Annotated in this window: 28 protein-coding genes and 1 other RNA gene; 17 read left to right on the plus strand and 12 right to left on the minus strand. The window is 61.2% G+C overall.

The features are described from left to right. Positions 1-309: 309 nt before the first annotated feature. The 3 genes from dnaK to AC1ECN_RS08435 all read left to right on the plus strand — a co-directional run bounded on the left by dnaK (position 310) and on the right by AC1ECN_RS08435 (position 4,134). On the plus strand, positions 310-2,226 hold the full coding sequence (gene dnaK, locus AC1ECN_RS08425; RefSeq protein ID WP_018070373.1) for a molecular chaperone DnaK: 1,917 nt from the start codon (positions 310-312) through the stop codon (positions 2,224-2,226). An 86-nt stretch (positions 2,227-2,312) separates the two neighbouring features. Then, the gene (gene dnaJ, locus AC1ECN_RS08430) at positions 2,313-3,440 is read left to right on the plus strand and encodes a molecular chaperone DnaJ (protein WP_011649969.1); all 1,128 of its coding nucleotides are present in this window, start codon (positions 2,313-2,315) and stop codon (positions 3,438-3,440) included. A gap of 493 nt (positions 3,441-3,933) precedes the next feature. Beyond that, on the plus strand, positions 3,934-4,134 hold the full coding sequence (locus AC1ECN_RS08435; protein ID WP_018070374.1) for a hypothetical protein: 201 nt from the start codon (positions 3,934-3,936) through the stop codon (positions 4,132-4,134). A 156-nt stretch (positions 4,135-4,290) separates the two neighbouring features. Here the strand turns inward: AC1ECN_RS08435 and AC1ECN_RS08440 are convergent, their stop codons facing one another. Next, positions 4,291-4,656 (minus strand): helix-turn-helix domain-containing protein, encoded by a 366-nt coding sequence (locus tag AC1ECN_RS08440; RefSeq protein ID WP_477952710.1) that lies wholly within the window; start codon positions 4,654-4,656, stop codon positions 4,291-4,293. A 482-nt stretch (positions 4,657-5,138) separates the two neighbouring features. Between AC1ECN_RS08440 and recF the strand changes: the two genes are divergently transcribed. Genes recF through AC1ECN_RS08455 form a run of 3 tightly spaced genes read left to right on the plus strand, consistent with a single transcriptional unit; the run spans position 5,139 to position 7,569 of the window. Next, on the plus strand, positions 5,139-6,263 hold the full coding sequence (gene recF / locus AC1ECN_RS08445; protein ID WP_477952711.1) for a DNA replication/repair protein RecF: 1,125 nt from the start codon (positions 5,139-5,141) through the stop codon (positions 6,261-6,263). Further along, positions 6,260-7,084: a molybdopterin-synthase adenylyltransferase MoeB gene (locus AC1ECN_RS08450; RefSeq protein WP_018070377.1), complete on the plus strand. Its 825-nt coding sequence runs from the start codon at positions 6,260-6,262 to the stop codon at positions 7,082-7,084. The genes recF and AC1ECN_RS08450 overlap by 4 nt, the downstream gene beginning before the upstream one ends. Further along, positions 7,081-7,569 (plus strand): GNAT family N-acetyltransferase, encoded by a 489-nt coding sequence (locus tag AC1ECN_RS08455; protein WP_018070378.1) that lies wholly within the window; start codon positions 7,081-7,083, stop codon positions 7,567-7,569. Before AC1ECN_RS08450 ends, AC1ECN_RS08455 begins: the two co-directional genes overlap by 4 nt. Positions 7,570-7,582: 13 nt before the next feature. Here AC1ECN_RS08455 and AC1ECN_RS08460 read toward each other — a convergent pair whose 3' ends face one another. Continuing rightward, positions 7,583-8,584, minus strand: coding sequence for a 2-hydroxyacid dehydrogenase (locus tag AC1ECN_RS08460; RefSeq protein ID WP_018070379.1), 1,002 nt, complete (start codon positions 8,582-8,584; stop codon positions 7,583-7,585). A gap of 184 nt (positions 8,585-8,768) precedes the next feature. Between AC1ECN_RS08460 and AC1ECN_RS08465 the strand changes: the two genes are divergently transcribed. Beyond that, the gene (locus AC1ECN_RS08465; RefSeq protein ID WP_024323179.1) at positions 8,769-9,308 is read left to right on the plus strand and encodes an SH3 domain-containing protein; all 540 of its coding nucleotides are present in this window, start codon (positions 8,769-8,771) and stop codon (positions 9,306-9,308) included. On the opposite strand, the gene AC1ECN_RS08470 is transcribed toward AC1ECN_RS08465, so the two are convergent. Further along, positions 9,301-10,293 carry an adenosine kinase gene (locus AC1ECN_RS08470; RefSeq protein WP_018070381.1) on the minus strand — a complete coding sequence of 331 codons (993 nt, stop codon included), beginning with the start codon at positions 10,291-10,293 and terminating at the stop codon, positions 9,301-9,303. The two genes, AC1ECN_RS08465 and AC1ECN_RS08470, sit on opposite strands and share 8 nt — an antisense overlap. A gap of 520 nt (positions 10,294-10,813) precedes the next feature. Between AC1ECN_RS08470 and AC1ECN_RS08475 the strand changes: the two genes are divergently transcribed. Beyond that, entirely contained in the window at positions 10,814-11,761 is a 948-nt protein-coding gene (locus AC1ECN_RS08475; protein WP_018070382.1) for an AEC family transporter, read from the plus strand. A gap of 69 nt (positions 11,762-11,830) precedes the next feature. On the opposite strand, the gene AC1ECN_RS08480 is transcribed toward AC1ECN_RS08475, so the two are convergent. Continuing rightward, positions 11,831-12,394: a c-type cytochrome gene (locus AC1ECN_RS08480; RefSeq protein ID WP_018070383.1), complete on the minus strand. Its 564-nt coding sequence runs from the start codon at positions 12,392-12,394 to the stop codon at positions 11,831-11,833. 154 nt (positions 12,395-12,548) lie between these two features. On the opposite strand from AC1ECN_RS08480, the gene AC1ECN_RS08485 reads away from it, so the two are divergent. Together AC1ECN_RS08485 and AC1ECN_RS08490 are read left to right on the plus strand one after the other, a co-directional pair. Next, positions 12,549-13,304: a 3-deoxy-manno-octulosonate cytidylyltransferase gene (locus AC1ECN_RS08485; protein ID WP_024323176.1), complete on the plus strand. Its 756-nt coding sequence runs from the start codon at positions 12,549-12,551 to the stop codon at positions 13,302-13,304. A gap of 10 nt (positions 13,305-13,314) precedes the next feature. Beyond that, on the plus strand, positions 13,315-14,169 hold the full coding sequence (locus tag AC1ECN_RS08490) for a prephenate dehydratase (RefSeq protein ID WP_018070385.1): 855 nt from the start codon (positions 13,315-13,317) through the stop codon (positions 14,167-14,169). A gap of 35 nt (positions 14,170-14,204) precedes the next feature. Here the strand turns inward: AC1ECN_RS08490 and AC1ECN_RS08495 are convergent, their stop codons facing one another. The 5 genes from AC1ECN_RS08495 to AC1ECN_RS08515 all read right to left on the minus strand — a co-directional run bounded on the left by AC1ECN_RS08495 (position 14,205) and on the right by AC1ECN_RS08515 (position 17,235). Next, the gene (locus tag AC1ECN_RS08495; RefSeq protein ID WP_003555800.1) at positions 14,205-14,573 is read right to left on the minus strand and encodes a VOC family protein; all 369 of its coding nucleotides are present in this window, start codon (positions 14,571-14,573) and stop codon (positions 14,205-14,207) included. A gap of 193 nt (positions 14,574-14,766) precedes the next feature. After that, positions 14,767-15,024 carry a hypothetical protein gene (locus AC1ECN_RS08500; protein WP_018495780.1) on the minus strand — a complete coding sequence of 86 codons (258 nt, stop codon included), beginning with the start codon at positions 15,022-15,024 and terminating at the stop codon, positions 14,767-14,769. Positions 15,025-15,168: 144 nt separating this feature from the next. After that, on the minus strand, positions 15,169-15,864 hold the full coding sequence (locus AC1ECN_RS08505; RefSeq protein ID WP_477952717.1) for a helix-turn-helix transcriptional regulator: 696 nt from the start codon (positions 15,862-15,864) through the stop codon (positions 15,169-15,171). Between the two features lie 4 nt (positions 15,865-15,868). Next, positions 15,869-16,828 carry an NAD(+) diphosphatase gene (nudC, locus tag AC1ECN_RS08510; RefSeq protein WP_024323175.1) on the minus strand — a complete coding sequence of 320 codons (960 nt, stop codon included), beginning with the start codon at positions 16,826-16,828 and terminating at the stop codon, positions 15,869-15,871. After that, entirely contained in the window at positions 16,825-17,235 is a 411-nt protein-coding gene (locus AC1ECN_RS08515) for an HIT domain-containing protein (protein ID WP_024323174.1), read from the minus strand. The genes nudC and AC1ECN_RS08515 overlap by 4 nt, the downstream gene beginning before the upstream one ends. A gap of 89 nt (positions 17,236-17,324) precedes the next feature. Here AC1ECN_RS08515 and ffs point away from each other — a divergent pair. From ffs to AC1ECN_RS08535, 4 genes are all read left to right on the plus strand, one after another. Next, positions 17,325-17,421, plus strand: an RNA gene (gene ffs, locus AC1ECN_RS08520) — signal recognition particle sRNA small type. 45 nt (positions 17,422-17,466) lie between these two features. Continuing rightward, positions 17,467-19,344, plus strand: coding sequence for a DNA polymerase III subunit gamma/tau (locus AC1ECN_RS08525; RefSeq protein ID WP_130662613.1), 1,878 nt, complete (start codon positions 17,467-17,469; stop codon positions 19,342-19,344). 22 nt (positions 19,345-19,366) lie between these two features. Then, entirely contained in the window at positions 19,367-19,690 is a 324-nt protein-coding gene (locus tag AC1ECN_RS08530; protein ID WP_007634163.1) for a YbaB/EbfC family nucleoid-associated protein, read from the plus strand. 47 nt (positions 19,691-19,737) lie between these two features. After that, positions 19,738-20,277 carry a hypothetical protein gene (locus AC1ECN_RS08535; protein WP_130673356.1) on the plus strand — a complete coding sequence of 180 codons (540 nt, stop codon included), beginning with the start codon at positions 19,738-19,740 and terminating at the stop codon, positions 20,275-20,277. A gap of 124 nt (positions 20,278-20,401) precedes the next feature. On the opposite strand, the gene AC1ECN_RS08540 is transcribed toward AC1ECN_RS08535, so the two are convergent. Next, positions 20,402-21,019 (minus strand): MOSC domain-containing protein, encoded by a 618-nt coding sequence (locus tag AC1ECN_RS08540; protein ID WP_197727428.1) that lies wholly within the window; start codon positions 21,017-21,019, stop codon positions 20,402-20,404. A 57-nt stretch (positions 21,020-21,076) separates the two neighbouring features. Here AC1ECN_RS08540 and recR point away from each other — a divergent pair, with 57 nt between their 5' ends. Together recR and AC1ECN_RS08550 are read left to right on the plus strand one after the other, a co-directional pair. Next, positions 21,077-21,682, plus strand: a complete 606-nt coding sequence (gene recR / locus AC1ECN_RS08545; RefSeq protein ID WP_003555792.1) for a recombination mediator RecR — start codon at positions 21,077-21,079, stop codon at positions 21,680-21,682. Positions 21,683-21,693: 11 nt separating this feature from the next. Further along, positions 21,694-22,941: a lytic murein transglycosylase gene (locus AC1ECN_RS08550; RefSeq protein ID WP_130662610.1), complete on the plus strand. Its 1,248-nt coding sequence runs from the start codon at positions 21,694-21,696 to the stop codon at positions 22,939-22,941. A 6-nt stretch (positions 22,942-22,947) separates the two neighbouring features. Here the strand turns inward: AC1ECN_RS08550 and AC1ECN_RS08555 are convergent, their stop codons facing one another. Together AC1ECN_RS08555 and AC1ECN_RS08560 are read right to left on the minus strand one after the other, a co-directional pair. Continuing rightward, the gene (locus AC1ECN_RS08555; RefSeq protein WP_018070393.1) at positions 22,948-23,403 is read right to left on the minus strand and encodes a GNAT family N-acetyltransferase; all 456 of its coding nucleotides are present in this window, start codon (positions 23,401-23,403) and stop codon (positions 22,948-22,950) included. A 22-nt stretch (positions 23,404-23,425) separates the two neighbouring features. Then, positions 23,426-25,105 (minus strand): MFS transporter, encoded by a 1,680-nt coding sequence (locus tag AC1ECN_RS08560; RefSeq protein ID WP_024323170.1) that lies wholly within the window; start codon positions 25,103-25,105, stop codon positions 23,426-23,428. Positions 25,106-25,303: 198 nt separating this feature from the next. On the opposite strand from AC1ECN_RS08560, the gene rimP reads away from it, so the two are divergent. Beyond that, entirely contained in the window at positions 25,304-25,909 is a 606-nt protein-coding gene (gene rimP, locus AC1ECN_RS08565) for a ribosome maturation factor RimP (RefSeq protein ID WP_477952722.1), read from the plus strand. The last annotated feature ends 39 nt before the right edge of the window (positions 25,910-25,948 follow it).

The following is a 25,948-nucleotide window of genomic DNA, read 5'->3' on the forward strand; positions in this document are numbered from 1 at the left end:
TCAGGTCTTTGTTTTACGCATGTCGTGGTCGCAAAACCGCCGCACAGTTTTGCGCGACATGCCGTAAAATACGGCCGCTTTCCGAACATGGGGCGACCTCTTTCCCGGCTACTGTAAAAATTGAACGCAACACATTCGTTTTGCTGGATTCCGGGGCATTTCTCGCCTTGCAGTCCAGAAAACCGCTCCTTATATACGCCGCATCACCGCAATCACGATTGCGTAATCTCAAGTAGACCCATCCCGTAAGGGGCTGTCAGGGAAATGCCTTCTCGGGGTTCCGACAGCTTGCTTCAAGGAGAGAATGACATGGCAAAAGTAATTGGTATCGACCTTGGAACGACGAATTCCTGCGTCGCAGTCATGGACGGCAAGGACGCGAAGGTTATCGAGAATGCGGAAGGTGCACGCACGACCCCTTCCATGGTGGCATTTTCCGAAGATGGCGAACGCCTCGTCGGCCAGCCGGCCAAGCGCCAGGCAGTCACCAACCCGACGAACACGCTCTTTGCAGTCAAGCGCCTGATCGGCCGCCGATACGAAGATCCGACCGTCGAGAAGGACAAGCACCTCGTTCCCTTCACCATCGTCAAGGGCGACAATGGCGACGCCTGGGTCGAAGCCAATGGCAAGGGCTACTCGCCCGCACAGATTTCCGCGATGATCCTTCAGAAGATGAAGGAAACCGCCGAATCCTATCTCGGCGAAAAGGTCGAGAAGGCCGTCATCACCGTTCCCGCCTACTTCAACGACGCGCAGCGCCAGGCCACCAAGGATGCCGGCCGCATCGCCGGTCTTGAAGTTCTGCGCATCATCAACGAGCCGACCGCAGCAGCCCTCGCCTACGGCCTCGACAAGAAAGAAGGCAAGACAATTGCCGTCTACGACCTTGGCGGCGGCACCTTCGATATTTCGATCCTCGAGATCGGCGACGGCGTCTTCGAAGTGAAGTCCACCAACGGCGATACCTTCCTCGGCGGTGAAGACTTCGACATGCGTCTCGTCGAATATCTCGTTGGCGAATTCAAGAGGGACAACGGCATCGACCTGAAGAACGACAAGCTTGCCCTGCAGCGCCTCAAGGAAGCTGCGGAAAAGGCAAAGATCGAGCTTTCGTCTTCGCAGCAGACCGAAATCAACCTGCCGTTCATCACGGCCGACGCCTCCGGCCCGAAGCATCTGACGCTGAAGCTGACCCGCGCCAAGCTCGAGAGCCTGGTCGACGATCTCGTCCAGCGCACGATCGCGCCGTGCAAGGCAGCGCTCAAGGATGCCGGTGTTACCGCTGCCGAAATCGACGAAGTGGTTCTCGTCGGCGGCATGAGCCGCATGCCGAAGGTACAGGAAGTCGTCAAGCAGCTGTTCGGCAAGGAGCCGCACAAGGGCGTCAACCCGGATGAAGTGGTCGCCCTCGGCGCTGCCATCCAGGCCGGCGTTCTGCAGGGCGACGTCAAGGACGTCCTGCTCCTCGACGTAACGCCGCTGTCGCTCGGCATCGAGACGCTGGGTGGTGTCTTCACCCGCCTGATCGAACGCAACACGACGATCCCGACGAAGAAGAGCCAGACCTTCTCGACCGCCGAAGACAACCAGCAGGCCGTGACCATCCGCGTTTCGCAGGGCGAGCGTGAAATGGCTGCCGACAACAAGCTGCTCGGCCAGTTCGACCTCGTCGGGCTGCCGCCGTCGCCGCGCGGCATGCCGCAGATCGAAGTCACCTTCGACATCGACGCCAACGGCATCGTCCAGGTTTCGGCCAAGGACAAGGGCACCGGCAAGGAACAGCAGATCCGCATCCAGGCTTCCGGCGGTCTTTCCGACGCCGACATCGAGAAGATGGTAAAGGATGCCGAAGCCCATGCCACCGAAGACAAGAAGCGCCGCGAGGCCGTCGAAGCCCGGAACCAGGCTGAAAGCCTGATCCATTCCTCGGAAAAGTCGCTGAAGGATTACGGTGACAAGGTTTCCGAGGCCGACCGCACCGCGATCTCGGATGCGATCGCTGCGCTGAAGACGGCGTCGGAAGCGTCCGAGCCCGATGCCGACGACATCAAGGCCAAGACCCAGACGCTGATGGAAGTGTCGATGAAGCTCGGCCAGGCGATCTATGAAGCACAGCAGGCCGAAAGCGGCGCTGCTGGCGATGCCTCTGCGGAAGGTGGCGACAATGTCGTCGATGCCGACTACGAGGAAATCAAGGACGACGACCGCAAGAAGTCCGCGTAATCCGCGACGGCGTGGTTATGCTTCAACACCTGATCCGGCTGCTCACCATGGCAGCCGGAAAATCCATTTCCGGGGTTTAATCCTTAATGGCAAAAGCGGACTTTTACGAAACTCTGGGTGTGGCCAAGTCGGCGGACGAGAAAGAGCTGAAAAGCGCCTTCCGCAAACTGGCGATGAAATACCATCCGGACAAGAACCCGGATGACAAGGACGCCGAACGGAAGTTCAAGGAAATCAACGAAGCCTACGAGATGCTCAAGGACCCGCAGAAGCGGGCAGCCTATGATCGTTATGGCCATGCGGCCTTCGAGCATGGCGGCATGGGCGGCGGTGGCGGCGGATTTGCCGGCGGCGGTTTCTCCGACATCTTCGAGGATATCTTCGGCGAGATGATGGGTGGTGGGCGCGCGCGCCAGCGCTCGTCGGGCGGCCGCGAGCGTGGCGCCGATCTTCGCTACAACATGGAAATAACGCTGGAAGAATCTTTCTCCGGCAAGACGGCGCAGATCCGCGTTCCGACGTCGATCACCTGCGACGTCTGTTCGGGTTCGGGCGCCAAGCCCGGCACGCAGCCGAAGAACTGCGGCACCTGCCAGGGAACGGGGCGCGTGCGCGCGGCACAGGGCTTCTTCTCGATCGAGCGGACCTGCCCGACCTGCCACGGCCGCGGCCAGATCATTCCCGATCCTTGCCCGAAGTGCCACGGCCAGGGCCGGGTGACGGAAGAGCGTTCGCTCTCGGTCAATATTCCCGCCGGCATCGAGGACGGCACGCGCATCCGCCTGCAGGGCGAAGGCGAAGCCGGCGCCCGCGGCGGGCCGGCAGGTGACCTCTATATCTTCCTGTCCGTCAAACCGCATGAATTCTACCAGCGCGACGGAGCCGATCTCTATTGCGCCGTTCCGATCTCGATGACGACGGCCGCGCTCGGCGGAACCTTTGACGTGGCGACGCTCGACGGCACCAAGTCGCGCGTGACCGTGCCCGAGGGCACGCAGGTCGGCAAACAGTTCCGCCTCAAGGGCAAGGGCATGCCTGTGCTGCGTTCGGTGCAGACGGGCGACCTCTACATCCAGATCCAGATCGAGACGCCGCAAAAGCTCACCAAGCGCCAACGCGAACTGCTTCAGGAATTCGAGCAGCTTTCCTCCAAGGAGAACAATCCGGAATCGACGGGCTTCTTTGCCCGGATGAAGGAATTCTTCGAGGGCTGAGCCGCAATCGACACGCCCATTTCGAAAGCCGGGGACGGAAACGTCTCCGGTTTTTTTGTCCCAGGAATCCTAGCTAGCCTTTTGTTTTTACGCAATTCCGGACGGAAAACTGCCTCGCACTTTTCCTGGAATTGCTCTGAAGCGCGGCGCGATCTTTCAGATTCGCTCCTTGCGCTTTAAGTCTTTGTTTTTACGCATGTCGTTGTCGCAAAACCGCTGCTTACTTTTGCGCGCTATGTCTCAATTTGCGACATTCGCCGTCCACGCCGGCCAATCTGTCCCGGATCGATACGGCGGCGGGCGGGAAGATGACTTGCGTTAACGCAGCCAGATGATGCCGCTTGCAAGTTTTCCAAATGAATTCAGTCTCTGCCGTCAGTGCATAACCCCGAAAATCGGAATCGAATTTCGAGGTTATACACCAAATCAATGCGATAGAGCGTCCTTAGTGCGGCACTCTAGCGGGGGACAACCAAACCAAGGGTAACGACCAATGGCGCCAGCCTTTTCCTCTCAGTCCGACGACGTCGACGTTCTCGCCGGCGCCATCTACACATGGTGCGCCGAGCGCAATATCAAGCTTCGCAGCCAGCAGGGCCTTTCAATCGCCAGCATCGCGATCGACCTTTACCATGCCGGCCACCAGACGCAGGACGATCTGCTRATGGCGCTGCACGACCGCGAGATTCACTGAAGCGCGCGGCATCGAACCTCATTCAGGTGACCTGACCCGGTCTTTGTGTTGATGCACGCCGTCCCCAAAACGCTGCACAGCTGTAAGCATCTGGACATCGTCCAGACCCGGAACAGGTCGTGCTTTTTTCGTGGTAAACCTGATGGCTCAGTGGAATCAGGCGGCGGTTTCGGCCGCTTCGCCCGTCATGAGGGTGAGGATGGTCTTGACCGCTTCCTTGCCTGCCGGTGAGTTCAGTTTGTCGTAGCTCAGCGCAAGCGCATAGGCGTCGGGGCTGAGTTCGATACGGCTGCCGAATGGTGACACGCCGGCTCCCTCGAAAAGGGCAGAGATCTCGACATCGAGAAAAACCGCGATCTGATGCAACTTGCTGGCGGAAACGCGGTTSGWWCCCTTTTCGTATTTCTGGATCTGCTGGAAAGTCAGTCCGAGTGCTTCACCAAGCTCGAGTTGGGAAACACGGCGAAGGGCGCGAAACTGTCTGACGTTGCGACCGACGATAATATCAACCGGATCTGGCACTTCATCACTCTCTCATACATAAACGGTTCGTTTACCATATCGCCTTCCCGGAATAACTCAACCCAGCAGTTGCAAAATTCAACCGACTTTTTCTGGGCATTACGTTACGTCAGTCGCCTTAAAGGATCGCGGCAAAGCCGGAATATCCGGATCTCGGAGGCACTGACGGTGACCGTCGACAATATCGGCCTGGCGATGTCGGAGCATCCCCGGCGGTTGTATTTTTAGTAGAATTTAGAACGCTTAATGCCTGCGCCCTACATTTGCAGAATGTCGGACACCAGCACCTCGGTCACGGTGTCATTCGGAAAATATGTCCCGCGCGGTATTTCGCCGCTTCGAGCTTCTCCCTTATGGCTCAACCGCCGCGTCCCTGATTTGCGGCGGTATCAGAGGTTCGCGATCCACGGCCAAGAAGCTGCCAGCCTTGCCATCAACGCCGCTTAGGCTTAGCTGTCACGCTTTACGATTCCGGACATTCGATGCCGCACAAGGTTTCTCTTTCCCGTCTGAAGCTGACAGACTTCCGCAACTATGCGGCAGCGGCCCTTACCCTTGACGGTCGGCACGCCGTGCTGACGGGAGACAACGGCGCCGGCAAGACCAATCTCATGGAGGCCGTCTCGCTGCTTTCGCCTGGCCGCGGTCTGCGTCGCGCGGCCTATGGCGACATTACCCGCGTCGGCGCGGCCAGCGGGTTTTCGATCTTCGCCGTGCTCGATGGCATGGAGGGCGACGTCGAGATCGGCACCGGCATCGAAACCGGCGAGGAGACCACCGCCCGCAGGCTGCGCATCAATGGCACAACAGCAAAGACTGCCGACGAACTGACCGACCATCTGCGCCTTCTCTGGCTGACACCGGCGATGGACGGCCTGTTTACCGGCGCCTCCTCCGACCGGCGCCGCTTTCTCGACCGGCTGGTGCTGTCGCTCGATCCCGCCCATGGCCGCCGCGCCAGCGATTTCGAGCGCGCCATGCGCAGCCGCAACAAATTGCTGGACGAAGGCCGCTTCGATCCCTCCTGGCTTGCCGGCATCGAGGAGCAGATGGCAAGCCTCGGCATCGCCATGGCGCTCGCCCGGCAGGAGATGCTCGGCCTGCTGACTCGGCTGATCRAGGAAACACGGGAGAGCTCGCCCTTTCCTTCGGCATCGCTGCAGCTCTCGGGCTTCATGGACGGTCAGTTCTCGCGCCCCTCGGTCGACCTCGAAGATGACTACGCGGCGATGCTGGCAGAGAGCCGCTACCGCGATGCCGGCGCCGGGCGCACGCTCGAGGGGCCGCACCGGGCCGATCTCATCGTGCATCACCGCGAAAAGGCGATGGAGGCGGAGCGTTGCTCCACCGGCGAGCAGAAAGCGCTGCTTGTCGGCCTGGTGCTTGCGCATGCGCGGCTCGTCGGCAATCTCACCGGCCATGCGCCGATCCTGCTGCTCGACGAGATCGCAGCGCATCTCGACGAGGGCCGCCGCGCCGCGCTATTCGACCTCATCGACGGGCTCGGCGGCCAGGCCTTCATGACAGGAACGGATCGGGCGATGTTTTCAGCACTCGGCGACAGGGCGCAGTTTTTCACGGTTGCCGACGGAAGGGTGTTCGAATGACGGAGGCGGCTTTTCCCGGCGTCGGGCGTCATGATAACATCGGCGCCATGGAACCGCTCAGCCCGGAAGAAATCGCGCGCTATCACCGCCACATCCTGCTTCCCGAGATCGGCGGCGCCGGCCAGCAGAAACTGAAAGCCGCCCGCGTGCTGGTGATCGGCGCCGGCGGCCTCGGTGCACCGGTCCTGCAATATCTGGCCGCTGCCGGCGTCGGCACGCTCGGTATCGTCGACGACGACCGGGTGTCGCTGTCGAACCTGCAGCGCCAGGTGATCCACGATTCCGGCACGATCGGCGAGCTGAAGACCGAGAGTGCCGCCTTCGCCATCGCCAGGCTCAATCCGCATGTCCGACTGATCCGCTTCGAGGAACGCTTTTCGCCGGAGGCCGCCCGCCGTCAGCTCTCGGGTTTCGATCTTCTGATCGACGGATCGGACAATTTCGACACGCGTTATGCCGCCGCCGATGCGGCTGATGAAGCGCGCATCCCGCTCGTCAGCGGCGCCGTCGGGCGTTTCGATGGTTCGCTGACGGTTCTCAAGCCCTATGAGACGGCTGAGGATGGAACGGCCAACCCTGGATATCGCGACCTGTTTCCGGAAGCGCCGCCGGCGGGGCTGATTCCCGCCTGCGCCGAGGCCGGCATCATCGGCGCACTCACAGGCGTCATCGGCACGATGATGGCGATGGAGGCGATCAAGCTCATCACCGGCACCGGCGAACCGCTGGTCGGACGGTTGCTGCTTTACGACGCGCTCTCGGCCCGCTTCGACACCATCCGCTACAAACGACGCCACACGACACAAAGACAGGCCGGATGACGATTATTCGTCTTGATCAGACTTTCACGCGCTGGGACGAACTGCTGGCTCTGATCCTCGCCTCCTTCGCCTCGATGAACGGCAGGATCGATCCGCAATCTTCGGCGCTCAAGCTGACGACGGAGTCGCTGGCCGAAAAGTCCAGAGCCGAGATCGGCCATGTCGCCATCGACGGCGAAAAGCTGATCGGCTGCCTCTTCCTGCGGCCGGAGACCGATTGTCTCTATGTCGGCAAGCTCGCCGTTCTGCCTGAGGCGCAGGGCAAGGGCCTCGGCAAGCGGCTGCTGGCGATTGCCGAGGAAACGGCCGCAGCGCTCGGTCTTCCCGCTTTGCGGCTGGAAACGCGGATCGAGCTCACCGACAATCACGCCGTCTTTGCCGCCTGGGGATTTTCCAGAACCGCCGAAAAGGCGCATCCCGGCTTTGCCAGGACGACATTCGTCGAGATGCGCAAGGTCCTTGCGCCTCCGATCTGCGTCGCCTGATTTACAGCGTTCTTCAACGGCCCGGCAGCACGCGATTCGGCGGCCTGTGACCGTCGATGAAGGTGCGGATGTTGATGATGACCTTGTCGCCCATGTCGATGCGGCCTTCGATCGTCGCCGAGCTCATATGCGGCAGCAGCACGACCTTGCCCTCATTGGCGAGCTTGACCAGCTTCGGGTTGACGGCGGGCTCGTTTTCGAAGACGTCGAGGCCGGCACCGGCAATCCGTCCCTCCCTCAGGCACTTGATCAGCGCAGCTTCGTCGACCACGTCGCCGCGTGCGGTGTTGACGAGATAGGCTGTCGGCTGCAGCAGCGCCAGACGGCGGGCCGAGATCAGGTGGAAGGTCGCCGGCGTCGACGGACAATTGATCGAAACGATGTCAACGCGGGCGAGCATCTGGTCGAGGCTTTCCCAATAGGTCGCCTCCAGTTCGTCCTCAACGGCCGGATTGACGCGCTTGCGATTGTGATAGTGGATCGACAGGCCGAAAGCCTTGGCGCGGCGGGCGACCGCCGTGCCGATGCGGCCCATGCCGACGATGCCGATGCGCTTGCCGTGAATGCGCCGGCCGAGCATCCAGGTGGGAGACCAGCCTGCCCATTCACCCGGCTTGTCGGTCAGCACGCGCGCACCTTCGCCGAGCCTTCTCGGAACTGAGAGAATCAGCGCCATGGTCATATCGGCGGTGTCCTCAGTCAGGACGTTCGGCGTGTTGGTGACGGTAATGCCCTTGCGCGCAGCCGCCTCGACGTCGATGTGATCGGTGCCGTTGGAGAAGCTCGCAATCAGCTTCATCTGCGGTCCCGCCTGCTCGATCAGCGCCGCGTCGATACGATCGGTGACGGTCGGCACCAGCACGTCGGCGGTCTTGACCGCGGCGATAAGCTCAGGAACGGAACGCGGCGCGTCGTCGATGTTCAGCTCTGCGTCGAAGAGTTCGCGCATGCGGGTTTCGACGGCATCCGGCAGCTTGCGGGTGATGTAGACCTTCGGTTTTTTCTTCGCTGTCATGGCTGCCTGTGGTGCCTTGTTCAGAGGTCTTTAACCAAGAGGGGTGATAATTTTCCCATTCCGGGCATTTTCTACCAGACCCGCACGCGAAGACAAACAAAACTCGCGGTGCAGCCGGGGAATGTCAGAGCCCGGACCGCGAGCAGGCCAAGCCTGCCGCGTATTCGAGCAAACGGAAACTTCCATGCGCAGCAAAGTCCTGAAGTCCTGCCTCGCCCTTGCCATCGCTCTGGCTGCATCCGTGGGAAGCGTCGAATTCGCCCATGCGCAGGCAGCCAAGGGGCCAAGCGGACTGCCATTGCCGCGTTTCGTCACGCTGAAATCCAAGCGCGTCAATCTGCGCATCGGTCCGGGAACGGATTACGCCGTTTCGTGGATGTACCTGAAATCCGGCCTGCCGGTGGAGATCATCCAGGAATACGACAACTGGCGCCGTATCCGCGATGCCGACGGCACCGAAGGTTGGGTCAACCAGTCGCTGCTATCAGGCCAGCGCGCGGCGATTGCCGCCCCGTGGATGAAGACCAAGGGCAAAGGCGTCTATGTCAATCTGCGCCGCGAGGCGCAGCCCTCCGCCTCGATCGTTGCCAAGCTGGAACCCGGCGTGATGATCACCATTGGCGAATGCAACGGCGACTGGTGCCGCGCCGAAACCGACGGCGCCTCGGGCTGGGTGGCGCAGTCGGAGATCTGGGGCGCCTATCCCGGCGAAGCCTTCAAATAAGCCCTGCCCGTTTGGCGGCCTCGGAAAGCGAGGTCATTGGGCGCGGGCCGATCTGCTGGATGACGATGCCGGCGGCCAGGCAGCCAAGCTTGCCGCAATCCTCGAGAGACCGCCCCTGCGTGTAGCCGTAGAGGAAGCCGGAGGCGAAGAGATCGCCGGCACCCGTCGTATCCACAACTTCCTTGATCCGGATCGCATCGACGTAAAAACGCTCACGGCCCGTCAGGATGACGGCACCATTCTCGCTCATCGTCACGGCGGCGATCTTGCAATCGGCGGCGATCCTGTTCAACGCCTCCTCGAAATCGTCGGTCTCGTAGAGCGACAGCGCTTCCTGGCGATTGGCGAAGACGATATCGACCTTGCCGGAGCGCATCAGATCGAGGAATTCGCCGCGATAGCGGTCGACGCAGAAGCTGTCGGACAGCGTCATCGACACTTCGCGGCCGTTTTCATGGGCGATGCGGGCACAATCGAGGATGGCTTCCTTGGCGCGCGGCGGATCCCAGAGATAACCTTCGAAATAAGTGACCTTGGCGTCAGCCACGACGTCGGTCTCGACGTCTTCCGGGCCGAGCTCGACGCAAGCGCCGAGATAGGTGTTCATCGAGCGCTCGCCATCCTCGGTGACGAAGATCATCGAACGTGCCGTCGGCGGGAAGGTGCCCTTGGGCCGGGTCTGGTAGTGGACGCCCTGGGCGCGGATGTCGTGCGCGAAGATATCACCGAGCTGATCTTGGGCAACATTGCCGAAATAGGCAGCGTTGCCGCCGAGATTAGCCACGCCCGCCGCCGTATTGCCGGCGCTGCCGCCGGAGGCTTCGAGCGCCGGTCCCATGCGCGAATACAAGAGTTCGGCGCGTTCGGCATCGATGAGGTTCATCGCCGCCTTGGTGATCTGGTTGTCAATGAGGAACTGGTCGTCGCAACGGGCAATGATGTCCACGATTGCGTTGCCGACTGTCAGAACATCGAATCTTGTCATGAAATGGGGGGTCCCGGAGTTTGTGATAGCCGGGGTTTGGTCTTAGCGAAATTTCCGCGGTTTGGAAGGATAAATGGTGGATGGCGCATCTATTTCTTCGCAAAAGTGCCGCCTATTCGTCATGTCCCTGTCATTTTCAAAATCTAGAAATCTTCGCAAGAAGACCGGCATGAGCAGCTTTCAGTTGCAGCCGGGCGCACGAGGGATGATCCCTTCGATCTTACCGGCGCGATGCTGACCACGGATGAACTGGCAGCTTCGTGATCCGGGTTTCCGGCAAGACCGGAGCGGAAAAAGCGGGCTGTGCCCGCTTTTTTTTGTTTTGCCGATGCGCCTGATTGGACGGCGATTGCCTTTTCAATCCAAGCCGTTTGCTGCTACTGCATAATTCCTTAAATCGGAATCGATTTAAGGATAAAATTATGCAGCAATTCAAAGTGCTACAGCGTCCTTTGCGCGTCTGCAAAGACGCGCGGCGCTGTAGACGTCGAATACTCCCCCGCGCAGAGCAGCCTCCCCTATGTCAGCCATCATTCTCGACGTCCTTCCCATCTTCATCCTGATTCTCATCGGCTGGGTGATCGTCCGCAGCGGGTTGATGGCGTCGAATGTCGGCGAAGCGCTCAGCGAATTCGTCTTCAAGATCGCCGTGCCGCTTCTGCTTTTCCGCACCATTGCCGAGGCGGATTTTCATGGCGCCTCGCCTTTTCGCCTCTGGATCGTCTATTTTTCCGGCGTTGCCATCACCTGGACTGCGGGCCATATCGCCGCCACACGCCTCTTCGGCCGCGACGAACGAATCGGCGTGCTGGCCGGCGTTTCCTCGGCCTTCGCCAACAATATCTTCATCGGTCTGCCGCTCGTCGAGCGGACCGTCGGCGACGAGGGGCTGGTGGCGCTGTCGATCCTACTTGCCGTGCATCTGCCCGTGATGATGGTCGCCGGCACGGTCCTGATGGAGCATGCCGAGCGCAAGATCGCCGGCAAAAGCGATCGCAGCATGGTGCTCGTGCTTCGCCAGATCGCTGTCAATCTCGTGCGCAACCCGCTGGTGATCGGGCTTGCGGCCGGCATGGCGATGCACCTTTCCGGTCTCGCCATGCCGACGACGGTGGCAACGGTCGTCGGGCAGATCGCAGGCATTGCCGGTCCGGCGGCGCTGATATCGCTCGGCATGGCGCTGGAGAGATACGGCGTCTCCGGCAATCTCGGTATTGCCAGCGTCACTTCGACCTTGAAGCTGCTGCTGCTGCCCGGCTGCGTCTGGGCAGCGAGCCATCTCCTCGGTCTCAGCCCCGAGTGGACGGCAGCGATCGTGCTGACTTCCTCCGTTCCGACAGGCGTCAATGCCTGGCTGATCGCCAATCGCTTCGGCGTCGGTCACAGCCTCGCCGCCTCGACGATCACGGTGACGACGGCGCTCGGCGCCATCACGGTCTCGCTCTGGGCCTATTTCCTCGGTGCTTGAGCTGATATCCGCACAACGAAAAGCCCGGCTTGCAGGCCGGGCTTCGATGTCATGCGATTGTCTGCCGCGTCACTGCGTCGCGGTGTTCGGATCCGGCAGCGGCACAGGCGAATCGGCAAGCGTGTGCAGGTAGAGGATGACGTTGGCGCGATCCTGATCCTTCGCCAGACCGGCGAAGCCCATGGCAGTGCCCGGAACGTCCTTCTTCGGCGCCATCAGGAACTTGTTGAGATATTCGAAAGTCCACTTCTCGCTGCTGCCCTTGGAGAAATCCTTCATGGCAGCGGAATAGGCGAAGCCTTCATGCGAGGCGATCGGGCGATCTACGACACCAAAGAGGTTGGGACCGACCTTGTTCGGTCCCCCTTTGGTGCCGTCATGACAGGCCTGACACTTCTTGAAGACCGTTTCACCGGCCTTGGCATCTGCAGAAGCGAGCAATTGCGCGATCGGAACGGCAACGGCAGGCGCTGCCTCGCCACCAGCGGCGGGCGCCTCTTCGGCAACGATCGCGAAACCTTCCTTTTCCGGTGCTTCGGAATGGAAGATCCCTTCGGACGCGATGGAGACAGACATCAGAACGAAAATCGTTCCGAGCAGCGCCCCCACGGCCGTATTGACGTATGAATTCATCTGCAATGCTCCCCTTGCAGCCGGCAGACCATAAACCGGACCATCTTGAAATCGCGCGGAACCTATGTCTTTTGGTTGATCGTTGCAACTGTCTAAATGGTCTTGTGCGTGAGACTTTTTGACACTTTTCAGCCCGGAATAGAAGGCCCGAACAATGAGTGATTCAAATTTAGACGGCGTGCTCGTATTGATCCCGGCGCGCATGGCCTCCACACGGCTTCCGGGCAAGCCGCTGGCCGATATTTGCGGTCTGCCGATGATCGTCCAGGTGGCGCTGCGCGCCAGGGAGGCAGCCATCGGCCGCGTCGTCGTCGCCGTCGACGACGCCCGAGTATTCGATGCGGTGGCCGCCGCCGGTTTCGAAGTCGTCATGACCCGCACGGACCACCAATCGGGTTCCGATCGGATCTTTGAGGCGCTGACGAAAGTCGATCCGGACGGAAAGGCGAAAATCATCGTCAACGTCCAGGGCGATCTGCCGACGATCGATCCGGAAACGGTGCGCGCGGCGTTGCGCCCTCTCGAGAACGAGGCGGTCGATATCGGGACGCTGACGACCGAAATCGACAATGAGGAGGACAAGACCGCGCCGCATATCGTCAAGATCGTCGGCTCGCCGATTTCCGACACCCGGCTGCATGCGCTCTACTTCACGCGGGCAACGGCCCCTTACGGCCAAGGGCCGCTCTACCACCATATCGGCCTTTATGCCTATCGGCGCGCCGCGCTCGAACGTTTCGTCTCGCTCGGTCCTTCGACGCTCGAAAAGCGCGAATCGCTGGAGCAGCTGCGGGCGCTGGAGGCCGGCATGCGCATTGACGCCGAGATCGTTGACACGGTTCCGCTCGGTGTCGATACTCCCGCCGACCTCGAAAAAGCGCGGCGCATCCTCTCCGCAAAGTCGAACTGACGGAATCATCATGAACATCAAGACCAACAGGATCGCCTTCCAGGGCGAATTCGGCGCCAATTCCGACATGGCCAGCCGCGACATGTTTCCGACCATGGAGCCGCTGCCCTGCCAGACCTTCGAGGATGCGTTCACGGCGGTCGACAACGGCGACGCCGATATCGCGATGATCCCGATCGAGAACACGATTGCCGGGCGCGTCGCCGATATCCACCATCTGCTGCCGGAGTCGCGGCTGCATATCATCGGCGAATATTTCATGCCGATCCGCTTCCAGCTGATGGTGCTGCCCGGTGTCACCAAGGACGAGATCCGCACGGTGCACAGCCATATCCACGCACTCGGCCAATGCCGCAAGATCGTTCGCGCCAATGGCTGGAAGCCGGTGATCGCCGGCGATACGGCAGGGGCGGCAAAGCTGGTGAAGGAAACCGGCGACCGCTCGATGGCCGCCTTGGCGCCGCGGCTTGCCGCCGATCTCTACGGGCTCGAGATCATCGCCGAAAATGTCGAGGATACGGAAAACAATGTGACCCGTTTCGTCGTCCTGTCTCGCGACGAGGAATGGGCGCAACGGAATTCGGCGGAAGAAAAGGTCGTCACCACCTTCGTCTTCAACGTCCGCAACATTCCGGCCGCGCTCTACAAGGCGCTTGGCGGTTTTGCCACCAACAACATCAACATGACGAAGCTGGAAAGCTACCAGCTCGGCGGAAAATTCGTGGCGACGCAGTTTTACGCCGATATTGAAGGCCATCCGAACGATCCGAACGTGCGCCGGGCATTGGAGGAACTGCGCTTCTTTTCCGAGAAAGTGCGCATCCTCGGCGTCTACAAAGGGCATGCGATGCGAGGCCTGCTTTAGGACAGGCCTCACGCGCGCCTTAAATTATTTATCAATTATTTATCCGGCTCACAGACACGCAGCCGATGCCCGTCCGGATCGAGCACGACGAAGGTCGGACCAAAATCCAATTCGGTCAGTTCCTGGGCGATCGGCAGACCACGCTGGCGCCAGTCTTCGTAGTGCCTGGCGACAGCATTTTCTCCCTCGACCATGAAGGCCACTTCGCCACGGTTGCCGATGGCGGAAGGCTGCGGCTCGACCTTGCTGCGCCGCCAGAGACCGAGCGTGAAGCCGCCTTCAAGCGGAAAAGCGACGAAATTCGGCGCCTCCACGGCCGGTTCGCGATTGAGCAGGTTCCGGTAGAAGCTGGCGCTTTCACCCGGGTCCTTGACGTAAAGGATGATGAGATTGGGGCTGGTCATTTCGGTTCTCCCGTTGTTGTAAAATGGGGGCGAACGAGATCATCTGCTGACAGTTAATGGCAGCAGTGTGCTAAGGGCGCAGCGATCGCAACGCCCCGTTCTCGTCGGGCGGAATGTTGATAAGGATGGGCTTCCTAACGCAGTCGCGCATGTCGTTGTCGCAAAACCGCTGCATACTTTTGCGCGATATGCTTTAGAGCGGAAAACGGTCCTCGCAACGCGGGTCGCGTCCGTCGATGAAGCCGAGGTCGCGCTTCAGGTAATCCGGTGTCGCTTCAAGGTCGAGGCCGGTGCGGTCTCTGCGAAATCGGAAAATGTTCATGACCAGGTGCAGCAGGCCGGAGCGCGCTGACTGGCGGACATCGGCAAAAGTCTCGGCCGAAATGACATCGGCAAAGGACTCGGCTGCAAAACGGTCGTTGGTGAAATGAATGGCTGGAGGCGTTACCACGATCAGTACTCCTTCCCTGGCGCATCGGCACGATGCGCGGAACCTAGATGCTACAGCGTCCTTTGCGCGTCCGAAGACACGCGGCGCTGTAGTGGATTGGCACTGATAATAACCCTGGCTGCTGACAGTTTATGGCAGCAGCGTTCAGTTCTCGACCGGTACGTCCTGCGTCTCGCGCCATTCCTTGAGGAGCACCGTGCGGCGGCGCGGATAACGCACCTCGTGCAAGGCCATGTCGATGATGCGATCGGTGCGGAAATGGCGGAAATCCTGGCGTAGTTCGCACCAGGCCATGAGGACTCGCACATGCTCGTAATAGCCGAGCCCGAAAGGCCAGACGCGGCGGCGCGAGATACGACCCTGCTCGTCGCCATAATGCAGCTCGAGGATACGCTCCAGGCGGATCGCCTTGCGGATGGCTGAAACGTCAGCCTTGTCCTCGTCCCTGCGTTTGGGACCGACGAACAGCGCTGCCGAATCGATCATCTCGCGCATATCGGCCGGCAGCACGGCGGCAATCTTGGCCAGTGCGTCGGCGCCGGCGCCGGCAAGGCGCGGCTCGGCGGCGCGGGCCACCCAACGCGAGCCGAGCACCAATGCCTCGAGCTCTTCTTCGGAAAACATCATCGGCGGCAGCATGAAGCCGGGCTTCAGCACGTAGCCGATGCCGGCTTCGCCTTCGATCATCGCGCCCTGGGCCTGCAGGCTGGCAATATCGCGATAGAGCGTGCGCAGGCTGACGCCGGTCTCCTGGGCGAGCACGGTTCCAGTCACCGGCCGCCGGTAACGCCGGAGCGTCTGGAGCAGCGTCAGCAGCCGTTCCKAGCGGGCGACCGGCATGACGCTAGCGCTTCCACTCCACCCAGTCGCGCATCAGGCGGTGGGCGATCGCCCCTTTCGGCGGCGAGGCCTTGCCTGTCGCGCTCGGGCGTTCCAGCATCTCGATCGTTTCCTCGCGGGTGAACCAGCGGCAATCCTCCAGCTCGGTCTCGTCGCGGCTGATTTCGGTCGATTTCGCCTCGGCGTAACAGCCGATCATCAAGGAATGCGGCATCGGCCAGGGCTGCGAGGCGTGATAGCGGATGCGGCCGGTGCGGATGCCCGATTCCTCCAGCGTTTCGCGGCGCACGGCGTTCTCGATGGTTTCGCCGGGCTCGAGGAAGCCGGCCAGACAGGAATACATGCCGGGCGCGAAATGCGGACTGCGGCCGAGCAGGCAGAGGTCGCGCTGCTCGTCAACCGTCAGCATGATGACGACGGGGTCGGTGCGGGGGAAGATCACGTGTTCGCAGGCGGCGCAGACGCGCTTGTAGCCGCCGATGTGGATCTCCATCGCCGAGCCGCAGCGGCCGCAGAAGCGGTTATCGCCGTTCCAGCGGATGAGGCTTGCGGCCTGGGCGAATTCGCCGAGCAACACCTCGTCGATCAGCATTTCGCGAAACAGCGTGCGGCCGTCGGCAGGCTTGTAATGGCTGGTGAGGTCGTCGGCGTCGATGCCGACGGGAACGGCAAGGCGCGGCTCGCCGGTTTTTCGGTAGCCGAGAAGCACCGTTTCATCCCAATCCGGCTGCAATCCCTGCAGCTCGTAGCGGGCAAAGAGCGGATCGAGCACCTGGCCGTCATGCTTCAGCACCAGCTTATCCCTCGCGAAGGCGAAGATATGGGTACCTTCCTTGGCCAGCGCCTTTTCGACGGATTGTTCGTCGCGATGCTCGGAATCGCGATTGAGGTCGTTGGCGGCAAAGGCCGTGAGATTGCTGGGCTCCGGATGCGGCACATCCGAATCGAAAAGCGAATGACTCATGATGAAAGGGCTTCCCGCAGCTTCGCTGTAAATTCGTCTCTCTTTCCGTCCTCGTAGGGCTCCGCGCGCCCGAAGCCCCAGACGGGACCCGGCCAGTTCGCATCGCCTTCGAAGCGGGCAATGACATGAACATGAAGCTGGCGGACGATATTGCCAAGAGCCCCGACATTGATTTTTGTCGCGCCGGTGATTTCCTTCAGGGCCTTGGCGACCAGCTCCGTCTCGAAGGCAAGCAGCACCTGGTCGAGCGGCGTCAGCTCGAAGATTTCGGTGATATCGGCCCGGCGCGGCACCAGAATCAACCAGGGCCAGCGGGCATCCCTCGACAATCTCAGATCGCAGAGACCGGTGACCATGATGCTGACGCTGTCGTTTTCCAGCCGAGGGTCGAGCGCGAAACCTTTCAAAGGGCATTCTCCTCATGTTTTCCAACGACTAGCAGTTTTTTTGCATGTTGGCTTGCTTTTGATGACGATATTGCCGATATGTGCATCCGGGAGGTTGGTGGTGGACGAGCCACTCGCCAACCGGGTCAGGTCCGGAAGGAAGCAGCCCTAACGAGCCCGGCACGGGTCATCGTGCCAGCCTCCCACCTTCTCTCCACGAAGTGCCCGACGATCCGGGCGACAAGCAGGGCGATGAGCGACACCGAGCGACAATCAAAAGATGCCGCCTCGACGGGCACCGGATACCGGGTGCTGGCTCGCAAATACCGCCCCAAGGATTTCACGGACTTGATGGTCGGCCAGGAGCCGATGGTCCGTACCCTCACCAACGCCTTCGAAACCGGCCGCATCGCGCAGGCCTATATGCTGACCGGCGTGCGCGGTGTGGGCAAGACGACGACGGCGCGCATCCTGGCGCGGGCGCTGAACTACAAGACATCAGAAATCGACAAGCCGACGATCGACCTTCGCACGCCGGGCGAACACTGCCAGGCGATCATGGAAGGCCGGCATGTCGACGTGATCGAGATGGATGCCGCCTCCCATACCGGTATCGACGACATCCGCGAGATCATCGAGCAGGTGCGCTACCGGCCGGTTTCGGCGCGCTACAAGGTCTATATCATCGACGAAGTGCACATGCTGTCGACGCAGGCCTTCAACGGGCTTTTGAAGACGCTGGAAGAGCCGCCGGAGCATGTGAAGTTCATCTTCGCCACCACCGAGATCCGCAAGGTGCCGATCACCGTGCTGTCGCGCTGCCAGCGCTTCGACTTGCGCCGTATCAGCGCCTCCGATCTCGTCGGGCTGTTCACGACGATCGCGGCCAAGGAAGGCATCGAGGCGGAGCCGGACGCGCTGGCGATGATCGCGCGTGCGGCCGAAGGCTCGGCGCGCGACGGCCTGTCGCTGCTCGACCAGGCGATCGCCCATGGCGCAGGCGCCGTTCAGGCGGAAGCCGTGCGCGGCATGCTCGGCCTTGCCGATCGCGCCCGGATCGTCGATCTCTTCCAGCATATCGTCAAGGGTGATGTGGCCTCAGCCCTCGGCGAGTTCCAGAACCAGTACGAAGCCGGCGCCAACCCGGTGGTGGTGCTGACCGATCTTGCCGATTTCACCCATCTGGTGACGCGGCTGAAATATGTGCCGGATGCGGCAAACGATCCTTCGCTCAGCGAGGTCGAACGCACCAAAGCGGCGGAATTCGCCAAGGGCGTTGCGGTGACGACGCTGTCGCGCATCTGGCAGATGCTGCTCAAGGGCATTCCGGAAACGGAAGGCTCGTCGCGGACGGCAGGGGCAGCCGAAATGGTGCTGATCCGGCTTGCACATGCCGCGCATCTGCCCGCGCCCGAGGATGCGGCGCGCCGGCTTGCCGAATTTTCCGGCGACAATGCCGGCCCACGGCCCGCGGCCCCGCCGTCCGGCAATGGCGGCGGCAACGGAACAAGGGTTCCCTATCAGAGCGGTGTCGCCGCGCGTGCAACGGAAACCGCGCCGAGCCCGCCGCAGCCTTCGGCGCCGGTGGCGATGCTGCGTGCCGTGCCGAGCAGCCAACCTGAGACCTTGCCTGTCGGTCGGATCGAACCAAAACCGGCGGAAGCCCTGAAGCCGCTCGTCCCGGTCAATTCGGTCAATGATATCGTCAACCTCGCCACCGAGAAGCGCGACCCGAAGCTGAAGGCGATGGTGCGCACCTTCCTGCGCCCCGTCCGGATCGAAGCCGGCCGGCTCGATGTCAGCCTGGCTCCCGGTGCGCCGACGACGCTGCTCAACGAGCTTGCGGTCAAGCTGAAGGAATGGACCGGCATCCATTGGATCGTCAGCCTCAGTCGCGACGAGGGCCAGCCGACGCTTGTCGAAGCGGAGGCCAGGACGCGGGAACAGCATGTGATCGACGCGCGCCAGGACCCTGACGTGGCGGCAATCCTTGCGCATTTCCCCGGTGCCAAGATCATCGACGTGCGCGTGCGGGCGCCCGAACCGGAGGAGGAAGGCGAGGTGACGCCGCCGGCCGCCGCCGAATCCGAGGAGGGTGACATCCTGCCGGGCGACGACATAGAATTCTGAAGTTTCAACAAGGAGCGAGACGATGCGCGACATCATGGGCATGATGGGCAAAGTCAAGGAAATGCAGGCCAAGATGGAGCAGATGCAGGCGGAGATCGCCGAGCTCACGGCCGAAGGCAAGGCGGGCGGCGGCCTCGTCACCGTCCTCATCTCGGGCAAGGGCGAGCTGAAGAGCCTGAAGATCGATCCGTCGCTGTTCAAGGAAGACGATGTCGAGATCCTCGAGGACCTGATCGTCGCCGCCCACAAGGACGCCAAGGACAAGGCCGAGGCGCTGGCCGCCGAGAAGACCAAAGCGCTGACCGCAGGCCTGCCGATCCCGCCGGGCTTCAAGCTGCCGTTCTGAGCGACGCATTCCACAAATTACTAAAACGATGCATCAAACGGTTGCCCGTGAAACAGATTTTTCGTTGCTGCATCCTGAACTTTTTTGTCTTGGCGTCATCGGTCGCACAGGCAGATGATTGCCTCCCGGACAAGCAAGTTTTCAAACGCGATTATGGCAACGACGTAGAGGTTTTTTACACTCAACGCTCCATCCCGAGTCATGTGGATAGTGCTGCATATTTGGTCCACTTCGAAGCTCGCCGGCAAAAGACCATTGTCTGGTCGGTCGAGGGGCGTATATCTTGCGGCGCATGGGGGCTGATGTGCGACCTCAAAATAGATCCGTCGCAGCCGAACGACAAATTTGATGCGATACGGCAATGTTTGCCTAGCTGCGCGTTCAAGGACGATATTATTCCAGTCACACTGGTCCACGAAGACGAAGCTATAAAATACATAGCATTCGGTAACTTAACTGCGTTTTCGATGGGTTGCGGTAATTATATGGCAATCAAAGTTCAACGGCCGGAATTGCTGGATGATGCCGGACGAGATCGTACGTTTATATTGCCAGATTACGTTAAGTTCGATTCCTGTGAAAAGTGATTTGATTTTGACTGCCCGCGCGACGATCGTGTAAATAGCACTTGCTGCTACGGTGGTATTTGCAGGAGCACTCTTCATGGCCGACGGCCCGACAAGGTCGAGCACCTCACCACCATGATATTCGTCAGCGTATGGATTCCACCATCGCCCGAAGCTTGTAGTGGATCGGCGATGCAAGATATCGCGCCCGATCCACCTCCGAAAGCCGCCGGCCAAAGGTTTCCATCAACTCCGGCATCATCACCCGCTCTCCCGCAAAGGGTCGATGGTCGACCAGCATTCCGGGCTCGACCACACCGCCCCGGATAACGCGGCAATAGATGCCGGGACGGGCGGCGGCAGTGTAACGCTTGATGAATTTCGGATCGGCCATCCTGGCGGCGAAGGTGGCGCAGGGCATGCGGCATGACGTGACTTCGAGGACGAGATCGCCGGTGAGGAAACGGTCGCCGACGGCGACGTCGCGATTGTCGAGATCCGATATCACCATGTTTTCGCCGAAGGTGCCGGGTTCATAGGGCCGGCCGAGCTCCCTGCTCCACCAGTCGAGCGTCAGCGATCCCTCGACATAAACAGCCTGGTCGACGCCGCCATGGTGCTTGCGGTTGCAGATGGCATCGCCGACAAGACCTTCGGCATCGATCATCACCGCGCCATTGACGGCATGTTTGAAGATGCCGGTCTTGTAGCTCTTGCCCGGCAGTCTTTCGGGATCGCCGGTGCACAGCGCCAGGATTTTCATGGGATGGCCAATCCTTCCGCGATTCCGTTTCCGTTCCATATCAGTTAAGAACGGCGCATGGCAAAACGAGTCACCGGCCCCGAAATCGAAAAACTCATCCAGCTTCTGGCGAAGGTGCCGGGCCTTGGGCCGCGCTCGGCGCGCCGGGCGGCACTGCATCTGATCAAGAAGAAGGACCAGTTGCTCGGCCCGCTGTCGAATGCAATGGGCGAGGCCTATGACAAGGTGAAGATCTGCTCGCGCTGCGGCAATGTCGATACGGTCGACCCCTGCATTGTCTGCACCGACACGCAACGCGATCAGTCCGTCATCATCGTCGTCGAGGACGTATCGGATCTCTGGGCGCTGGAGCGGGCAGGCGCGATGAATGCCGCCTACCACGTACTCGGCGGCACGCTGTCGCCGCTCGACGGGGTCGGTCCTGACGATCTCAACATTCGCGGGCTGATCGACCGGGTCGGCGAAGGCGGCATCCGGGAACTGATCATCGCGGTCAATGCCACCGTCGAGGGACAGACGACGGCGCATTACATCACCGACCAGTTGCAGGGGCTCGACGTGAAGATCACGCGGCTGGCGCACGGCGTGCCGGTCGGCGGTGAGCTCGACTATCTCGACGAGGGTACGCTTGCGGCGGCACTTCGGGCGCGGACGGTGATATGAGGGGTTTGTTTATGGCGAAGAGCACGGGGATATTCGCACTCGCGATGGCGGCAGCTCTCCTGCCCCTCTCCTGTTACGCGGCCCCTTCAAAAACCGATGTCGAGGTGCAGTTCGAAAAGTGGGTGCAGGCCGACCTCTGGCCGGAGGCGAAGGCGAACGGCATTTCGGAGAAGGTCTTTCAGGCCGCTTTCTCCGGCATCACGCTGAACTGGAACTTGCCCGATCTCGCTCCGCCGGGTTTCCCGCCGCCGAAGGAGCAGAAGCAGACGCAGGCCGAATTTTCCTCGCCCGCTCCCTATTTCAACGAGGACCAGCTGAAGAAGCTTGCCGCAACGGGACGCGGCTTTGCCGCCCAATATGGCTCGACGCTGAAGCGGATCGAAGAGACCTATGGCGTGCCGGGCTCGATCGTGCTTGCCATCTGGGGCCGGGAGACGGGCTTCGGCGCCGCGAAGATCCCGAATTCGGCGATCGAGGTGCTGGCGACCAAGGCCTTCATGTCGACGCGCAAGGAGATGTTCCGCACCGAGCTGGTGGCCGCACTCCATATTCTCGACGGCGGCGACGTCACACCTGCCAACTTCAAGGGTTCGTGGGCGGGCGCACTCGGCCAGCCGCAGTTCATGCCGACCAGCTATCTGAAATATGCCGTCGATTTCGATGGCGACGGTCACCGCAATATCTGGACATCGGTGCCCGATACGCTCGCCTCGATCGCCAATTACCTCGTCAAGAAAGGCTGGCAGCGCGACCGCGACTGGGGCTTCGAGGTGTCGATACCGGAGGCGGTCTCCTGCGCACAGGAGGGACCCGATCTGGCAAAGCCGCTGTCGCACTGGGCCTCGCTCGGCATCGACCGCATCTCCGGCAAGGGCTTTCCCTCAGGCGAGATGAAGGCTGAGGGCATGATGCTGGTGCCGGCCGGCCGCGACGGACCGGAATTCATCGTCACGCCGAATTTCTACGTCATCAAGGAATATAATAATTCCGATCTCTACGCGCTCTATATCGGCAACCTCGCCGACCGGATCGCCTATAATGGCGGCGCCTTCCAGGGTGGATGGGGCGATGTCGGCAAGATGCTGCGCTCGGATGTCGCCGCCATGCAGAAGGCGCTGGAACGGCAGGGCTATGATGTCGGCGGCTCCGACGGCCTGCCGGGCTACAAGACCCGGCGTTCGATCGGCCAGTGGCAGGCAAAGAACGGCATGAAGCCGACATGTTTTCCCGAGGCCACGATGAAGGGCAAGCTGAAGTAACCGGCTTCAGAGGTTGCGTTTCAAACCTTCATGGCTGGCGACGAAACCGAGCCTCTCGTAGAAGCGGATCGCGTCCCCCCGCGTCTTGTCCGATGTCAGCTGCACCAATCCGCAACCGCGCTCGGCACATTGGGCGATCGCCCATTCGATGAATTCAGAGCCGAGGCCAGAACCGCGAAGATCACTTGCGACACGCACGCTTTCGATCTGGCCGCGCCACATGCCCGTCCTCGAAAGACCGGGAACAAAACTCAGCTGCAGGCAGCCGACGACCAGATCGGCCGCATCGCTTGCGACGGCCAGAAGCTGATTGGCGTCCGCCTCAATCGCCGCAAAGGCCGAGAGATAACGCGCGTCGACAGGATCCGAAACGATCTCCCTGCTGGCGCCAAGATCATCATCGGCCAGAAGCCGGATGATGGCGGCAAGATCGGATTGGCGGGCGAGCCTGAATCTATACATTTTTGATCTCTGCTAGCTAGTCTCAATGATGCAGATCGATCGGCGCCTTGTGGAAGACGTCGTCACCCGGCGGAATGGCCTGGCGTTCGATCATGCGGTGGACATGCAGCGGACCTTCACCGCGGTGAAGCGCACGCAGCCTGTCGGTGTTTTCGGCATCGGCCTGCGTGCGCCGCTGGTTGTGCCTTATGTATTCGACCCAGGTCGGCGTGTGGTAGGTTTCCGTCCAAAGGCTGGGATTTTCGAGATCACGCATCAGCGCCCAGTTGCGGGCGCCGTCGCGGATGCGGATACGGCGGCGTTCACCCATCAGCTCCATGAACTCGGCAAGGTCCTCATCGGCGATCTCGTAATCGACCTGGATGACGATCGGCCCGCTGCGCGGTGTGATGTCGAGACTGAGGGCCGGTTCGGTGAAGCGGTTCAGCGGGTCGAGATTGAGCGAGGCGAAGGCCGGCATCGAAAAACGCAGGCCGATGGCGATGCCGAGCAGCATGACGACGGATGACATCAGCAGCGCATCGGCAACGCCATAGCGATCGGCGGCGACGCCCCACAGCCAGCTGCCGCCGGCAATGCCGCCGAAGGTGACTGTCTGATAAAGCGACAGCGCCCGGCCAACCACCCAGCGCGGCGTCGAAAGCTGGACGATGGTGTTGAACAACGAAAGTGCGGAGACCCAGCAGGCGCCGGAAACGAGCAGCCCGGCAGAGGTGAGGACGGCACTCGGGCTGAAGGCTGCGATGACCGCACTCAGTGCAAAGCCGGCAAAGGAGAAGCGGATGATCATCTCGCTGGAAAGCACCTGGCGAAGCCTGGCATTCAGCACCGCACCGCCAATCGCGCCGATGCCGAAGGCGCCGAGCATGAAACCATAGGTCAGCGGGCCGCCGGCAACGAGATCGAGGGCGACCACCGGCAGCAACGCCAGGATCGAGCTGGCGCCGATGCCGAAGAGCAGTCCCCTGACAAGGACCTTTTCGAGATTGGGCGACATYGAGACATAACGCAGGCCGGCAAAGATGGCGCTGCCGAGCGCCTCGCGCGGCAGGGTCGAGACGGGCGCGGCTGGCCGCCAGCGCAGCAGGGCATAGATCAAGGCGAGGTAACTCAGCGTGTTCACCGCAAAGGCCGCGGCCGCGCCGGCAGCAGCGACGATGACGCCGCCGATTGCCGGGCCGACGCTGCGGGTGATGTTGAAACCCATGCTGTTCAGCGTGACCGCAGCCGGCAGATCGGCGCGCGGCACCATGTCGCCGACCGAGGCCTGCCAGGAGGGATTGTTGAGCGCGGTGCCGCAGCCGATCAGGAAGGTGAAGAAGAGCAGCAGCCAGGGCGTGATCCAGCCGAGAAGGGCGGAGGCCGTCAGCAGCGCCGAGACCGTGAGCATCATGCACTGCGCCGTCAGCATGACCCGGCGGCGGTCATAATTGTCGGCCAGAGCGCCCGATATCAGCGAAAACAACATGATCGGCAGCGCCGTCGAGGTCTGCACCAGCGCGACCATGTCCTCCGAGGCGGTGATCGTCGTCATCATCCAGGCGGCGCCGACCGCCTGGATCAGGCCGCCGAAATTCGAAGAAAGGCTCGCAAACCAGATGGTGCGGTAGGTATCGTGCCGCAAAGGCGCCAATGTCGACGAAGTGTAGGCCACGATTTCTCCCGCTTTTGTTATTGCGCGCCAACGGCAATATATGCGCAAGACCGGCGCTGGCCATAGGCCTCATCACGTCGCCGGAAGCGAATTGGCCGAATCGGTCGCAGACCTTGCAATTTCGGAAAAACCCGACTATATGCCTCTCAAATTCTTGATCGCTTGATGAAGAGTGGGCCGCAAGGACCCGCTCTTTTTTATTACCGCGATCGCTTAAACAGCATGAAATTGCGAGGAGCGCACCGCTTGTCGGACATGACAAACGCAGACAACGAACTTGAGCCGCGGCTGATTACCGAAACCGGGCTCGACCAGCGTCTTGCCGATATCATCGAACCCGTTCTCGTCGGCATCGGCTTTAGGCTTATCCGCGTCCGGATGCTGAACCAGAACGGCGCGACGATGCAGGTTATGGCCGAACGCAACGACGGCACGATGTMGGTTCAGGATTGCGAAGAAGTCTCGATGGCGATTTCTCCCGTCCTCGATGTGGAAGATCCGATCGATAAAGAGTATCATCTGGAAGTGTCTTCGCCCGGCATCGACCGTCCGATGGTGCGGAAATCCGATTTCGTCCGCTGGCAGGGCCACCTTGTGAAATGCGAGACGTCGATCTTGATCGACAATCGCAAGCGCTTCCGCGGCAAGATCGTCGAAGCAGGCGCAGATGGTTTCACGCTTGAGCGTGACCAGGTTGCCTATGGGGAAGAGCAGAAGGTCACCATTCCCTTCACGGCGCTTAGCGATGCGAAGCTCATTCTGACCGACGACCTGATCCGCGATGCGTTGCGCGCCGACAAGCTGGCGAAAGCCCAGGCCGCCAACCAGAACGACGCAGAAGACGAAGAATAACCGATCAACAGACCGCTCTAGGGACGGGAACCCGGCGAG

The organism is Rhizobium sp. 01N447_2 (assembly GCF_056399245.1).